Annotated in this window: 15 protein-coding genes; 13 read left to right on the top strand and 2 right to left on the bottom strand. The window is 61.3% G+C overall.

The features are described from left to right. Window positions 1-57: 57 nt before the first annotated feature. The gene (locus tag ACTHNE_RS06200) at window positions 58-321 is read right to left on the bottom strand and encodes a hypothetical protein (protein ID WP_324941492.1); all 264 of its coding nucleotides are present in this window, start codon (window positions 319-321) and stop codon (window positions 58-60) included. Window positions 322-799: 478 nt separating this feature from the next. Beyond that, window positions 800-3,178 (bottom strand): WD40/YVTN/BNR-like repeat-containing protein, encoded by a 2,379-nt coding sequence (locus ACTHNE_RS06205; RefSeq protein ID WP_440268783.1) that lies wholly within the window; start codon window positions 3,176-3,178, stop codon window positions 800-802. A 6-nt stretch (window positions 3,179-3,184) separates the two neighbouring features. On the opposite strand from ACTHNE_RS06205, the gene ACTHNE_RS06210 reads away from it, so the two are divergent. The 13 genes from ACTHNE_RS06210 to ACTHNE_RS06270 all read left to right on the top strand — a co-directional run bounded on the left by ACTHNE_RS06210 (window position 3,185) and on the right by ACTHNE_RS06270 (window position 13,790). Beyond that, window positions 3,185-3,370: a hypothetical protein gene (locus ACTHNE_RS06210; protein WP_440268784.1), complete on the top strand. Its 186-nt coding sequence runs from the start codon at window positions 3,185-3,187 to the stop codon at window positions 3,368-3,370. A gap of 1,113 nt (window positions 3,371-4,483) precedes the next feature. Continuing rightward, the gene (locus ACTHNE_RS06215; RefSeq protein ID WP_324941486.1) at window positions 4,484-5,224 is read left to right on the top strand and encodes a sensor histidine kinase; all 741 of its coding nucleotides are present in this window, start codon (window positions 4,484-4,486) and stop codon (window positions 5,222-5,224) included. Then, a complete protein-coding gene (locus ACTHNE_RS06220; RefSeq protein ID WP_324941483.1) occupies window positions 5,221-5,871 on the top strand; it encodes a response regulator transcription factor in 651 nt (216 codons plus the stop codon). The genes ACTHNE_RS06215 and ACTHNE_RS06220 overlap by 4 nt, the downstream gene beginning before the upstream one ends. Before the next feature lie 218 nt (window positions 5,872-6,089). Beyond that, window positions 6,090-6,704 carry a DUF4255 domain-containing protein gene (locus tag ACTHNE_RS06225; RefSeq protein ID WP_324941479.1) on the top strand — a complete coding sequence of 205 codons (615 nt, stop codon included), beginning with the start codon at window positions 6,090-6,092 and terminating at the stop codon, window positions 6,702-6,704. A gap of 19 nt (window positions 6,705-6,723) precedes the next feature. Continuing rightward, window positions 6,724-7,500, top strand: a complete 777-nt coding sequence (locus ACTHNE_RS06230) for a hypothetical protein (protein ID WP_324941476.1) — start codon at window positions 6,724-6,726, stop codon at window positions 7,498-7,500. Between the two features lie 21 nt (window positions 7,501-7,521). Continuing rightward, on the top strand, window positions 7,522-9,093 hold the full coding sequence (locus tag ACTHNE_RS06235; protein WP_324941473.1) for a phage tail sheath family protein: 1,572 nt from the start codon (window positions 7,522-7,524) through the stop codon (window positions 9,091-9,093). A 110-nt stretch (window positions 9,094-9,203) separates the two neighbouring features. Next, on the top strand, window positions 9,204-9,620 hold the full coding sequence (locus tag ACTHNE_RS06240; RefSeq protein ID WP_324941470.1) for a phage tail protein: 417 nt from the start codon (window positions 9,204-9,206) through the stop codon (window positions 9,618-9,620). A 274-nt stretch (window positions 9,621-9,894) separates the two neighbouring features. Next, a complete protein-coding gene (locus tag ACTHNE_RS06245) occupies window positions 9,895-10,365 on the top strand; it encodes a phage tail protein (RefSeq protein ID WP_324941467.1) in 471 nt (156 codons plus the stop codon). Window positions 10,366-10,375: 10 nt separating this feature from the next. Next, window positions 10,376-10,567, top strand: coding sequence for a hypothetical protein (locus tag ACTHNE_RS06250; RefSeq protein ID WP_324941464.1), 192 nt, complete (start codon window positions 10,376-10,378; stop codon window positions 10,565-10,567). Then, window positions 10,568-11,269, top strand: coding sequence for a LysM peptidoglycan-binding domain-containing protein (locus ACTHNE_RS06255; RefSeq protein ID WP_324941461.1), 702 nt, complete (start codon window positions 10,568-10,570; stop codon window positions 11,267-11,269). 3 nt (window positions 11,270-11,272) lie between these two features. Then, window positions 11,273-13,066 carry a type VI secretion system tip protein VgrG gene (gene vgrG, locus ACTHNE_RS06260; protein ID WP_324941458.1) on the top strand — a complete coding sequence of 598 codons (1,794 nt, stop codon included), beginning with the start codon at window positions 11,273-11,275 and terminating at the stop codon, window positions 13,064-13,066. Window positions 13,067-13,077: 11 nt separating this feature from the next. After that, window positions 13,078-13,377 carry a PAAR domain-containing protein gene (locus ACTHNE_RS06265; protein ID WP_440268785.1) on the top strand — a complete coding sequence of 100 codons (300 nt, stop codon included), beginning with the start codon at window positions 13,078-13,080 and terminating at the stop codon, window positions 13,375-13,377. Between the two features lie 2 nt (window positions 13,378-13,379). Beyond that, entirely contained in the window at window positions 13,380-13,790 is a 411-nt protein-coding gene (locus tag ACTHNE_RS06270; RefSeq protein WP_324944879.1) for a GPW/gp25 family protein, read from the top strand. Window positions 13,791-13,965: the final 175 nt, after the last annotated feature.

Consider the following 13,965-nt stretch of genomic DNA (forward strand, 5'->3'; position numbering starts at 1 on the left):
CGGCGCGTAGAACGTCGCCGGCATCAGCTTGCAAAGCGGCACACCCAAGGTTGTGCTTCAGGTGGGCGCCGACGGCAAAGGCACGTTGGCGGTGTCCGTCGTCCGCCCGGCGATACCCTGGCCAGGCGTGCACGGCACCGCCCACGCCATCGACATGGGAGCGGGCGAAAACCTGACGGCGCCTCCGGCGCATGGGCGGATACGGAGACTGGCGATTTCACCGGCCAGACCGGCGATGGCCGCAGCTATCGCCAACGCCGCACCAGCGTATCGTTCGGCGCGGAACAGTTGTCCGACTTCGATGGCGGGCGCAGGCTCCACGGATGCGTCCGGCAGCACCTCGGGCCGCTATCGTCCGCTAGCAGCTCGACGGCGGTTCCGTGCCGGTGAGCCTGCCTTCGCGTCATGGCACGGCCGGCAATGATTCGCGTAGGTTGGATTAGCCAGAAGCTTGATACTTGCAGAAATCCGCTCCCTCCCCTGCGACAGTAGGGGAGGGTTGGGGTGGGGTTGCTTGGGCTTTAGCGCACGGACGAAGCTCACGAAGGAGTTTGCTGATAACCGCCTTACGAAATATGTAATTTGCGGCGGCGCCAGATCTTCGCCGCTCGCTGCGCTCGCACCCCACCCTAGCCCTCCCCTGCACGCAGGGGAGGGAACGTACTTCGCAAGCTTCGAGATGCGCGCTTAAGCCTACGCGTTTCATCGATAGGCATTTGCTCACGGCAGCGGAAGAAATCTTAAGTTCAGGGCATTGCTCAAACCCTCCCCTGCAAGCAGGGGAGGGAACCACAGACCATCAATCCTTCGACGTGCCGTAAATCACGCCGCGTGCTTCATACGGCCCGACGTATACCCTGCCGAAGACGCGTGGATCACCTGCCACGACCGCGACCCCGCCCCATTGATGCAGCGAGTCGTTGATCTGCACCCACGTGGCGCCGGCATTGGTGGAGCGGAACAAACCGGTCACGCCATTGACCGTTCCGGACAGATAGACGGTAGGGTAGTGCGAGCCTTTCGCCGCCTTGCCGAAGCCGACCGAGTTGGCGGCGGTCACGCTAGACGCATCGACCTGGTTCCAGGTGGTGCCGTAGGTGGTGCTGCGGAACAGGCCCTTCGGCGTGGTGGTCCACACTTCGCCGGCTTTGGCTTCGCCCGCAATGCCAGTGACGGCGGTGGGTTGACTGCTCTGGTAGCTGGGATCCGCTTTCGGCAGGCTGGAGTTGGCGACATGCCAGCTCACACCCTTGTCGGTGCTGTTGTAGAAGACGCCGTGAACCTCATCCAAGGCATAGAACACGTTGGGATTGGCTCCATCGGAAAGCACATGCACGCCGACCGGAAGCGAAGGCAATCCACCACCGCTCGCCTTCGTCCAGCTCGCGCCGCCATTGTTGGAAACGACCGGCGCGATGTCGCTGGGTGCCCAGACGATGGTCTTGCCATCACCGGAAACGGCCACGGTGCCGCCGCCGTAGGTGGTACCTGCATGATTGGGGAACTCGGTCCAGGTAGTTCCGCCATCGCGTGAGATCGAACCGAACGACGTGAGTTTGCTGTTGCCCTGGTGAAGGACTCGCACGATCGTCGAAGGGGAGTTCTTCGCATAGTCCAGCGAGGTGCCGATGCTGTCCCCGCAGGTCGGGTTGTCCGGTTGCGTCTGCGGTGCCGTCGTCAGGCTGGTGTGCACGAAGCCGCAGACGTCGCCCAGGCCGCTGAGCAGGTGCGGGCCGGCCGTCGGCGACAACAGCGTGATCACTGCCGTTTCCTCGATGCCGATGGCGCCGATCGACCAGTGCGTCGGTTTGCCGGCACCGGCGTCGGTCAGGTCATAGGTGGTCCAGATCGTGCCGCCCGTGCCGTACATGGCATGCCCCGGATTGAAGGGATCGAGCACCACTTCACCCCAATTGCCGAAAGCGGGTTGTTTTTTTCCGGCCGGAATCATCCAGGGTGCGAGGCTGGCATCGCGGATGGCATAGGTGCCGGAGGTGGGAGGAACGCCGTTCCACGTGGCGCCGCCCACGTCGACCCAGCTCTTGCCGCCATTGGTGGTGCGATACATGGTGTCATCCGGCCACCAATGATCCATGGTCATCACCACTAGCGTGCCGGGATGCGAGGGATCGACCGACAAGCCGCTGAAGCCCGAAGCATATTTGAAGGGATCGGTTGGCGTGATGTCCGTCCAGGTGTGATGCGCAGTGTCGTACTTCCACACTGCGCCCATGTTCATGCCGCCGGGGCCGATCGCATAAGTGGGGTGGCCGTTTTGATCGACGCTGTTGCCGTAGGTGATGTAGAGATTGCCATCCGGGCCGAGCTGGCCACGCTGCGGCAACTCATTGCTGGGCCCGCCCTTCACAGGATTCCAGGTGGCGCCTGCATCATTGCTCACATAAAGCGAGGCGCCGCTGCTGGCTGCGTTGCGCGTCGACACGCCGACATAGATGGTTCTGGTCGGACTGTCCTTGGCTTCGCGATTGGGCGCGAAGGCGACAAACGCCACGCCCAGGCCTGTGCCATCGCTGGTCAATGCCTTGAACCCGTTTACCTGTGTCCATGTCGCACCCTTGTCCTTGCTGGTCCACAAGCCATTCTTGCCGCTGACTTGCACGGGCGTGTTGGGATTGGAGCTGCTGTAAACCGCGTTGGAGGTGCCATAAAACAGGATGGAGCCATCGTTCGGATCCACCTGCAGGCGTTCGCCGGCGTTGCGTCCGTCTTCATTGCCGCCAACACGGAAGCTCAGCGGGTAGGACTTGAAACTCTTGCCCTGGTCGGACGACACCAGCATTTCGCCATTGGGTGCCCACGATTTGACGTACAAACCCGTCATCAGGAACAGCATGTTGGGGTTGTTCGGATCGACGGCGATGCTTTCGATGCCGCCCTGATTGGCCGAAGGGACCCAGTCGTTCAACGCGATCCACTTGTTGTTCTTGGAGTCATAGCGATAGGCGCCGCCCACGTCGGTACGTGCGTAGAACAGGCCTTGTTGCCTGGGATGCGCGATGATGCCGTCGACGTAACCGCCGGCGACGATGCGTGCATTGTGCCAGTGGTAGGACGGTGCGTCGGTCGATTGCGCGGCGAGCTGCGCAGCAGGCGACAGCAGCAGCGCGGCGATGGCGCCGCAGAGCAATCTGCGGGCGATGGTTTTGGATGTGATCATGCTCACATGTCTCCAGTGTATGTGCTGATTCCCGTTATCCGGGCGATGCTCGTTTCCGATCGCCAGCCCTCGCGTGCGCAGCCGTCTTCCTCATGCGCAGGCATGAAGAAGATGGAGTGGCATGAGATGGGACGTAACGAAGCGGAACGAACCTTCACGCAGCAAGGAACCTTGCGGTTCGAAGCTGCATGAAGGCGGCATCAATATACGATTGGAGTCAGGTATTTACCTTATCCCATGAGGGACAACGTTTTTTATATTTAGGCTTTTGCGCGTCGACGGCATGATTATCGATAAATGCCGCGCTGCAAAAAGCGAAAATGCGAACGGGTGAGCGAAATGCGTATGGCGATCGTTGCGCACCGTAAGTTGACCCGTGGAGAGATGGCGCGGCCATCCCGCGAAACCTAACCTGCAAAGGCGTGGACCATGGACGGTGCATGACGATTCGTTTTTAAGAACGTACAGCAACAACCTTCCTGGATGGCGCTGGCGATGACCCCCAATATCGTCAGTGCCGCTTTTTGAAACAACCGTATCGCCGGCATATCCGATCAGTAAGCAGCGTACTGCCCCATGTGCCGTGAAGTTGGCTTCTTGGCGAGTGGGGGCAACCTCGAGCATTCGGCGTCGTCATTGCATGGACATGGAAGCCACCACTTATAACGGCCATTCGTAATTTCAGATCATGCCATGAATGTTTTGATGCGGCGGACGCAAAAACATATTTTGGGGATCAATCCCCGACGTTGTCAGAAAAACACTTCAACGTCCCTTTTCGGCTCTTGTTCGCGGCAAAGTGGCTTCGATACATTGACCGATAAGAGGCGCGAACCGATCCGGGCGAAAAGCTCAGTGATCGGCTGGCAATGCGTTACATGGGAACATCTGACTGGGCAAAAAACCTTCAGGGAAGAGGTCCTGCGCGCCAGGCGCGACGAGTGGTTGAGAGGCATCGTTATCGCCTCTCCAGCGCCGCCATTCAAGAGATAATGTTCCTTGCCGGGCGCCTTGCACGCCGCCAAACGCTGCGGGAGTTGTCCCCATAGCTCCCCATGCCACGCCTGCGTACGCTTATGACGAGGACAGCGACGTGGTTGGTATCGCCCCTGATCCGATCCATTGCGCAGCTTCTTGCGGCGAGGCGCCGCGTTGACATGATCTTCATGTCCGTCGATGTTTAGTAAAGGACTGGAATAGGGTGCTTCACCTCGCTGACAGTTGCGATTGGACTTAAGCAGCTGAAATTGCCACGGCGTAGTCATACGGGTGGCGCACGGTGGGGAAGGGAACAGGGGGATTGGGATGTCATCGATCTATGACGCAGCCGGCTGCGAGACGCCGGTGTGTGCGAACGGCACGCCATCGTCGAGGGATACCGTACCAATCGGCGTACGCTCGATGCAGAGCCTGCATGACGGGCCGGCGCAATGGCTGGCCCTGGCGTTGCTTCAACTGGACCAGATGCTCAATACCGCGGGCACGTCGGACGTGCCGGTGCTGCGCAATGTTCGTCTGCTGGTGAGCGAAGCGCTGCGTGGTACGCGCCAAGTGCTGGAAGAAAGAACCGATAGCCCGGCCGAAGCGCCCATGCCGCTGGTTGCTTCACTGATCGAACTGGGGCAACGGCTTTCCAGCTTGACCGGCCAGACACTCTGCCTGGATTGCAGCACCGTCATTCCCGACCCGCCGCAGCCGGTTGCAGCGACGGTGCTGCAGGCGGCACGGGAATTGCTGGTCAATACCTGCAAGCATGCTCCCGGTGCACGCGTCGAGGTTGCGCTGGTGGCGGCAGCCAGCGGCTTTGAATTGACAATACGCGACAACGGACCCGGGTTCGATCCGTTGGTCGTGAACCGGCGCCATGGCGCGGCCAGTGGCCTGGGTTTGGGCGCAATCCCCGAGCGGTTGAACCGGGTTGGTGCCACGCTCAATTTGCAAAGCCGTCCCGGCGCCGGTGTGAGGGCATGCATCCGCTGGCCGGCAAGGGGGAGCGAGCCAGTTCATGGCGATGCTCAGATTCCGCAGTGGTTGTCCTCGCCATGAAAGTGCGGGTGGTGCTGGGTGACGATCACACCATGCTGCGCGAAGGATTGGTTGCGCTGCTGCAGCGAGAGTCCGATATCGAAGTACTGGGCCACGCCGGGCATGGCCTGGATCTGCTTCGCCTTGCAAGAACACTCCATCCCGATGTGGTCATTGCCGATGTCACGATGCCGCTTATGAACGGTATCGAGGTGGTCCGTCGCGTCCGCAGTGAACTGCTGCCCAGCAAAGTGCTATGTCTATCGGCCAGTGCCCAACTGGGCCAAGTGCTGGAGACGCTGGAGGCAGGCGCGTCGGGCTATGTGCTGAAGGGAAACTGCTATGACGAACTGGCGCGCGCCATTCGCCATGCATCCAGCAACCAGATCTTCCTGAGCGCCGAACTCGTCGCGCCGATTATGAGCACCTACCGCACGGCGGGAGGCGTTCAGGACCTGCTGATGCCGCCGCCGCTGACGTGGCGCGAACGCGAGATCACGCAACTGTTTGCCGAAGGCTATTCCACCCAGCAGGTGGCCGAGCGGCTGCACATCAGTGCGAAAACGGTGGCTACGCATCGTGCGCACGTGTTTCGCAAGCTCAATATCCGCGGAGTCGCGGAGCTGACTCGCTATGCGGTGAAGGAAGGGATGACGTCGCTGGAGTGATTCGGGCCGGCAGCTTCGCCGCGCTTGGCGCGGGTGGAGTCGTCCGAGCTCAGCAAAACGGAAGTCAATATCAGCAGATTGCTGATAGGGATGCCGCCGCGAGGTGGCTAATCTGGCTTCACTCTTTACATGCCGGCAAAACCCGTGAGCCCAATCGGTGCCCGGGCTGCGTGAGGTTCGCCGTCGACGATACCGGGCGATTGGCAAATGAAAGGGACGTGTCGCCGGACGCGGCCAGGGAACAGGGGAAGGCAGTGATCGATCGGGTGCTGGAACATTTAGCAGCGCATCTCAACAGCCATATCCGGAGACAGTTCCAGGTGGCCGAGGATGTCGCTGTCGTGTCCAACCTGCAGGAAGTCGGCGGGGCGCCGGTGGTGCTGTCGGCGAACAAGCTGGTGCTGTTCCTGAGCGGGATCGAGCGCGACACCCTGGCGCACCGGGCCGGCAGCATGGCGACGGTTCCCTCCGGCGGTATCGTGCATAACGTGCCGCCGGTCTATCTGAATCTATTGGTGATGTGTGCGGCCAACTTCAGCGGCAGCCACTATCCGGAAGCCTTGAAGTTCCTGTCCAGTGCGGTTGCTTTTTTCCAGGGCAACGCCGTGTTCGACCATCAGAACACGCCCGGCATGGATACGCGCCTGGAGCGGCTGGCGTTGAACATGGAAAACCTCAGCAGCCAGGAGATGCACAGTCTGTGGAGCATCCACGGCGGACGCTACGTGCCATCGGCCTTGTTTCGCGTACGCATGATCACGCTGGATGCCGGGACGATGCGTGGCCGCGATCCGGCCATCGCCCAGGCCGACACCGCGGCGTTGCCATCATGAAGCGGGAAGGCGGCTGACCGTGCGTTATCGCCCCTTCGCCACGCTCGACGTGCAGCACGATTATTTCGCCGATGGCTGCGCACGCCATTTGTCGTTTTCGCCGCACGCGGACACCGCGGCGTTCCTGCGCCGCTTCGACATGGTTGTGCGCGCCGACGAACGCAGCCTCATGATCGGTGTATGCGAAACGCAGTTGGCGGGGATCTGGAGCGAACGCCTGGATGAAGGCGAAAACCGCAGTTTGCGTTTCGACATTCGCTCGAGTGATCCGACTGGCGCGTATTACACCGATACGGTGACGGCCTCGCAGCAGGCACAGAAAGATGGCACGCATGCGGTGCCCTTGCAGGAGGTGGCTGCGACGCCCGCGGCGCCGCTGGCGACGATCGCTTTGCCGCTCGATGCGTCAGGCAGCGGCGACTTCGCTACGTGGTCGGCCGCACCGGGTGTGCAATATCGCTTGCACCTGAGCAGCCGCAGCACGATCTGGAAATACCTGCTGATCGGCGACTGGCGAGGCCGCACGCTGTCGGTGGTCGATCAGCGTGGTGAGGTGACGTTTACGGCGCCGGTGGCGGAGCGCATGCCTGATGGGCAATCCGCATGGGTGACGCGTTCCACCTTGCCTATTGCGCTGCGGGAGCGGCCATCGCAGCGCTTCCAGTTGCGCGACGTTGCCGAATCCCCCGAACGGGTCCTTATTTCCCGATTGCCGGGCGCCCAGCCCCAGCGCCTGTGGCGCGAAATGCTGGACGGCGAGCCGACCATCGTGTCGGAAATTTTTGTTCACAGTTGACACACTGACAGGAGCCCTCCCATGGGTGCAATGAAAACACCGGGTGTTTATATCGTCGAGAAGAATGCATTTCCCAACTCGGTGGTGGAAGTGGCTACCGCCGTGCCTGCATTCATCGGCCATACCCAGAAGGCCGACAACCGCAACAAGCCACTTGCGTTCAAGCCGTGGCGCATCAGCTCGATGGCGGAATTCCACCAGTATTTCGGCCTGGGGCCGGACCCGCGCTTTACCATAGCCGAGAAAACCGACCCGTCCGCGCTGGCCGATTTCAAGGCGCCTAACAAGGACAACAAGCTTACCGAGTTCGTACTGGTGCAGGCGCCGGGGAAGGATGGCGGGCGCTACATGCTGTACAACGCCATGCGCCACTTTTTCCAGAATGGCGGCGGCCCGTGCTACATCGTATCGGTGGGCGATTACCTATCGGATCTCGATCCGGACAAGTTCAACCGGGGCATCGACGAACTGCTGAAAGAGCAGGAACCGACGATGGTGGTGATCCCGGAAGCGGTGCTGCTGAAGGAGCCCGACTGCATCAGCCTGCAACAGAGCATGCTCGCGCATTGCGGCGACAAGATGAAGAACCGTATCGCCATTCTCGACGTGTGGGGCGGCGACAAGCCGCGCAACGATCCGGGCGGCGATCCGGTCGACCAGTTCCGCAATGGTCTGGGCATCAACTTTCTCAATTTCGCCTCTGCATATTATCCGTGGCTCAACACCACCGTGGTGGGCGACAAGGAATTGAGCTACGAAAACATCTCCTCGCCCGACGTGCTGCAGATGCTGCTGCGTGGAGACTTGAACTTGCCCGAGACAGCGCCCGACAAGGCTTCGCTCAAGGACAAGGAGCAGATCCAGGCGATCAACGACATCACCAAGGACTGGACCAAGGTCGATCCGCCGCTGTCGGAGGACATGGTGATCGCGAACAAGGCACTGCTCAACAAGACGCTCAGCACGATCAGCCCGCTGTTCAACACCGTGCTGGAGCTGGTGAAGAACAAGCTGAACCTGATGCCGCCAAGTGCGGCGATGGCCGGCATCTACACCATGGTCGACAACAGTCGCGGTGTGTGGAAAGCACCGGCGAACGTCAGTCTGTCCGGCGTCATCTCGCCGGCGGTGACCATCTCGGCGGTCGACCAGGAAGACTTGAACGTCACCACGCAAGGCAAGTCCATCAACGCCATCCGCACCTTCATCGGCGAAGGCGTGCTGGTGTGGGGTGCTCGCACGCTCGACGGCAACAGCCTCGACTGGCGCTACGTCAACGTGCGCCGCACGATGATCATGCTGGAAGAATCCTGCAAGCTCGCGGCCAAGGCGCTGGTGTTCGAACCCAATACCGCCAATACCTGGGTCACCATCAAGAGCATGATCCAGAACTTCCTCACCAGTATCTGGAAGCGCGGTGGCCTGGCCGGCGCCGTGCCGGAGGATGCTTTCAGCGTGCACTGCGGCCTCGGCGAGACGATGACGCCGGACGACATTCTCGAAGGCATTCTGCGTGTGACCGTGCTGGTCGCCATGGTGCGTCCGGCGGAATTCATCGAGATCACCTTCCAACAGCAGATGCAGAAATCGTGATAGGGCGCGGGGCCGCTTTCGAGCGGCGTCCGAAGCGCATGCACAGCTTGCTTTGACGGAGTATTCCCATGGCAGATGATGGTTCGCAGCAGTCGACAAACGTTTGGCCGATGCCCAAGTTCTACTTCCAGGTGAAGTGGGATTCGGCGGTCATGTCTTTCGAAGAAATCTCCGGGCTCGACGTCGAAGCCCAGCCGATCGAATACCGGCATGGCGACAGTCCCGTGTACTCGACGATCAAGATGCCGGGCCTCAAGAAGTACGGCAACATCACGATGAAGAAGGGCGTGTTCAAGGGCGATAACAAGTTCTGGGACTGGTTCAACGAAATCAAGATGAACACGATCAAGCGCAAGCCCGTCACGATCAGCCTGCTCGACGAAAGCGGCAAACCGACCATGGTCTGGACGCTGACCAACGCCTGGCCGACCAAGATCACCGGCACCGATCTGAAAGCGCAAGGCAACGAGGTGGCGATCGAGACGATCGAGGTGGCGCACGAGGGGCTCACCATCGCCAATAGCTAAGTGCAGACGGTTCGATCCCGCCTTAAGCCAAACGGATGCTTGCTAAGCGTGGAATTGAAGAATGTGCCGCGATCGGCTCCCTGCCCTGCGTGCAGGGGAGGGCTGGGGTGGGGTTGCATGGGCTTGCCGCATAGCTTGACGTTATCGCGAGATTCGCTTCACCGCACCCCGACCCTCCCCTACTGTACGCAGGGGAGGGAGCCGATCGCGACAAGCCGGACATCAGTACTAACCAGGCAGCTTAAGTAAGTGCCGTTAAAACAAGAGGACAGTCATGAGTGGGGAACCGGGCCTGCTGGGCATCCCTTTTCCGGTCGCCTTCCAGTTCACCGTCAGCCTCGGCGCAGTACCGACGAGCATCGACAGTTCCTTCCAGGAAGTATCCGGGCTGGAACAAAGCATGGAACTGGAGGAGCTGCGCGAGGGCGGTGAAAACCGTTTCGTGCATCAACTGCCAAAGGGTGTGCAGCAAAAGAAGCTGGTGCTCAAGCGCGGCCTGGCTACGCTGAGTTCTCCGCTCATTGCATGGTGCAAGGCGACGCTGGAAGGCGGTTTGACCATCCCGATCGTGCCGGCGCCGCTGACCATTAACCTGCTCGACGAATTGGGCATACCGGTTCGTACCTGGTTGTTCAACAACGCCTATCCCGTTCGCTGGGATGCGGAAGCCTTCAACTCCACCAAGAACGAGGTGGCGCTGGAGACGATCGAACTTGCGTATCAATACGCGCAAAGGATTCTGTAGAGGCCATGTCATGACGCTCGAAATTCGCCAGATGGTGATCAAGTCGAACATCGAGAAAGGCGTTGCCGGCAAGCCTGCAAAGGATGAGCCGGAGCGTGATGGCGACTGCGACGATTGCGGCAGCAAACAGCCCAGCAGTGCCGAACGCCTGCAGGCGCGCGCATCGCTGCTCGCCGAACTCGAGCGGCTGCGGGAGCGCTGAATGATCCCCTCCATTTCCGGCAAGAAAGCGCCCCTGAAAATCACCGCGTGCGTCCCCAAGAGCGATCCGCCAGCGGCAAGTGGCGATCCATCGAAGTCGATTTCGCTGCTGATCAATCCCTCCGAGCTGAGCCTGAAGCGCAAAACCGACTTCACCAAATGCACGCCGATGGGCGATCCCGCGACCGGGCGGAATTTCGCGCGCATGCAACCGGATACGTTGACGTTCAACACCACCTTCGACGGCACCGGCGTGGTGCCGGTGCCAGTGGACTCGACACTGCCGCTGGAGGTCGAAGACCAGCTCGAAGCGCTGAACAAGGTCGTCTACGTCTACGAGGGCACCGATCACCAACCCAACGTCGTGCAGATCGTGTGGGGGACGCTGTTGTTCAACGGCCGCCTGACCTCGTTCGACATCGAATACACCTTGTTCCGTCCCAGCGGCGCGCCGGTGCGCGCCAAGGTCTCGATGTCTTTCCAAGGCTTCAAGACCAAGAAAGAAGCGACACTGGAGGCCAATGCCTCTTCGCCCGATCTCAGCCACGCGGTGATCGTGCAGGATGGCGATACACTGCCGCTGCTGTGTTATCGCATCTACGGCGACAGCAGCTATTACATCGACGTTGCGCGCTTCAACGGCTTGCATGCATTCCGCGCGCTGAAGCCCGGCGCGACGCTGCACTTTCCGCCGCTTGGTTGAGCCATGGACGGATCCTCTTCCAACGACGACAACGACGGCGCCATTCGCGTCGGCATCAGTCTCGATGGCGCCGATGCGCTCACCACGTTGCCGATCGTCTCGCTTACCGTGCGCCGCGCCATCAACCGCATTCCGTGGGCGGAGATCGTCCTGACCGATGGCGACATGCCCTCCGGCAGTTTTGCGCTGAGCGACGAGGATGACTTCGCACCAGGCGCCACGGTGACGATCACCGCCGGCTGGGGCGACAACACGGCTACGTTGTTCAGTGGCATCGTGGTGCGCCATGGCGTGAAGATCGACAACGGCAACAACTCGCGCCTGGTGATCGAGTGCCGCGACCAGGCGACCAAGATGACCATCGGGCGCAACAACGCCAACTATCTGCAGCTCAAGGACAGCGACATCATGTCCACGCTGATCGGCAACCATGGTCTGTCGGCCGACGTGAAGAGCACCACCGTGCAGTATGACGAACTGGTGCAGTTCTACTGCAGCGATTGGGATTTCATGCTGGCGCGCGCCGACGCCAGCGGCCTGCTGGTCAACGTCGCAGCCGGCAAGGTGAGCGTGCAGCCGCCAAGCACCTCCGGCTCAGCCGTGCTGTCGGTCAGCTGGGGGCGCGATCTGCTCTCCTTTGAAGCGGACATCGATGCGCGCAGCCAGTTCACCGCGGTGCAGGCGACATCGTGGGATCCCAAAGCGCAAGCCATCGCGCAGGGGGATCGGGCCGAGCCCGCCACGCTCAATCAGCAGGGCGACCTCGATGGAAAAACCCTGGCGGAGGTCGCCAGCCCCGCCACCTACGTATTGCAGACCGGCGCTAGCCAACCGGTGGCCACACTCACCGCATGGGCCCAGGCCGCACAGCAGAAAGCCGCGTTGGCGCGCATCCGCGGACGCATGCGCATCATGGGTACTGCTACCGCCGTGCCCGACAGTTTGATCGACGTGCAAGGCGTCGGCGCGCGCTTCTCCGGTTCGGTCTATGTGTCTTCGGTGGAACACCTGCTGACCGATGGAAACTGGACTACCGAGGTGGAATTCGGCCTGCGTCCGGAGTGGCACGTCGAACGCGAGGATGTGATGGCACCGGTCAACGGCGGCCTGCTGCCGGGCGTTTGCGGCTTGCAGATCGGCGTGGTGCTGAAGCTTGACGGCGATCCAGAAGGCGAGCAGCGCATCCAGGTCAAGCTGCCGGTGCTGCAGGCGCAGACCGAAGGTGTGTGGGCAAGGCTGTTGCAGTTCCATGCGTCCAATGCCTTCGGTGCGTTTTTCCTGCCCGAGGTCGGCGACGAAGTGCTGCTCGGCTATTTGAACGACGATCCCAGCCATCCGGTGGTCTTGGGTTCGCTTTACAGCAGTGCGCGCAAGCCACCTTACACGATCGAAGCGGCCAACAATACCAAGGCGATCGTGACGCGCTGCCTGCACAAGATCGAGTTCAACGAAGAGGACAAGATCATCACCGTGATCACGCCGGGCAACAACCAGATGGTGCTCGACGACAAGAACCAGTCCATCACGCTGCTCGATCAGCACAACAACAGCGTGAAGCTTTCAAGCGCCGGCATTGCGCTGGACAGCAAATCCGACATCAAGCTCACCGCACAGGGCAGCGTCACCATTACCGCAAACGCCAGCATCAGCGCCACTGCGCAGGCGGACGTCAAAGTGGCCGGGCTCAACATCAACTGCGAAGCGCAGGTCGGGTTCGTCGGCAAGGGGTCGGCCACGGCCGAGCTGTCCGCCGCCGGACAGACCACGGTGAAGGGCGCGATGGTCATGATCAATTGAGGCTCATCCCTATGCCACCCGCCGCACGCCTGACCGACATGCATACCTGTCCGATGGTGACACCGGGCCTGCCGCCGATCCCGCACGTCGGCGGCCCGATCATCGGGCCATGCGTTCCCACGGTGCTGATCTGCAGCCTGCCGGCGGCGGTGGTGGGCGACAACGCGGTGTGCGTGGGGCCACCAGACGTTATCGTCAAAGGTTCCGCCACAGTGATGATCAGCAGCCGGCCGGCGGCGCGGATCGGCGACACCACCGCGCACGGCGGCAGCATCGTAATGGGCAGCCCCACCGTGATGATCGGAGGCTGACGATGGAAAATTTTCTCGGCCGTGGCTGGAGCTTTCCCCCGCGCTTCGATCCGCGTACCAAGGAAGTGGTGATGGTCTCGGGCACCGACGACATTGCCGAGAGTTTGCGCATCCTGTTATCCACCACGCCTGGCGAGCGGGTGATGCTGCCGGCCTACGGCTGCGACCTGCGTCGCATGGTGTTCGAGGAAATCAGCGAGCAGGCCATCACCGAAATCAAGGACATGGTGCGCAAGGCGATTTTGTTCTTCGAGCCGCGCGTCACCTTGAATCGAATCGATGCGCAGCTGGTGGATCCGATGGCCGGACGGTTGGAACTGCTGCTCGATTACAGCGTGCGCACGACAAACACGCGTCACAACATGGTGTATCCGTTCTACCTGTATCAGGCGACCGATCCGGTGCGTGCATGAAATGAATAGGACTCACTTGCTAAACGTGAACTTGAATATGTCGCGTAACGAACGGCCACCCATGCTGGGGTTCGCTGCGCGCGGCCCCCCCTAACGAAGCGGGTGCGGAGGCGGGGAGTGGGCCGCGAACCCCCGCAAGGGGCCTGCCCCGGGCGCCGAAACCCGGACCGGCCAC

This window comes from Dyella sp., assembly GCF_051954575.1.
Classification (GTDB): Bacteria; Pseudomonadota; Gammaproteobacteria; order Xanthomonadales; family Rhodanobacteraceae; genus Dyella_B.

Coding starts and splice junctions, on each gene's coding strand:
- ACTHNE_RS06265 (WP_440268785.1), top strand. CDS start 13,078: ATGCCACCCGCCGCACGCCTGACCGACATGCATACCTGTCCGATGGTG.
- ACTHNE_RS06245 (WP_324941467.1), top strand. CDS start 9,895: ATGAGTGGGGAACCGGGCCTGCTGGGCATCCCTTTTCCGGTCGCCTTC.
- ACTHNE_RS06240 (WP_324941470.1), top strand. CDS start 9,204: ATGCCCAAGTTCTACTTCCAGGTGAAGTGGGATTCGGCGGTCATGTCT.
- ACTHNE_RS06250 (WP_324941464.1), top strand. CDS start 10,376: ATGACGCTCGAAATTCGCCAGATGGTGATCAAGTCGAACATCGAGAAA.
- ACTHNE_RS06255 (WP_324941461.1), top strand. CDS start 10,568: ATGATCCCCTCCATTTCCGGCAAGAAAGCGCCCCTGAAAATCACCGCG.
- ACTHNE_RS06235 (WP_324941473.1), top strand. CDS start 7,522: ATGGGTGCAATGAAAACACCGGGTGTTTATATCGTCGAGAAGAATGCA.
- vgrG (WP_324941458.1), top strand. CDS start 11,273: ATGGACGGATCCTCTTCCAACGACGACAACGACGGCGCCATTCGCGTC.
- ACTHNE_RS06210 (WP_440268784.1), top strand. CDS start 3,185: ATGTCTCCAGTGTATGTGCTGATTCCCGTTATCCGGGCGATGCTCGTT.
- ACTHNE_RS06270 (WP_324944879.1), top strand. CDS start 13,380: ATGGAAAATTTTCTCGGCCGTGGCTGGAGCTTTCCCCCGCGCTTCGAT.
- ACTHNE_RS06220 (WP_324941483.1), top strand. CDS start 5,221: ATGAAAGTGCGGGTGGTGCTGGGTGACGATCACACCATGCTGCGCGAA.
- ACTHNE_RS06205 (WP_440268783.1), bottom strand. CDS start 3,178: ATGATCACATCCAAAACCATCGCCCGCAGATTGCTCTGCGGCGCCATC.
- ACTHNE_RS06215 (WP_324941486.1), top strand. CDS start 4,484: ATGTCATCGATCTATGACGCAGCCGGCTGCGAGACGCCGGTGTGTGCG.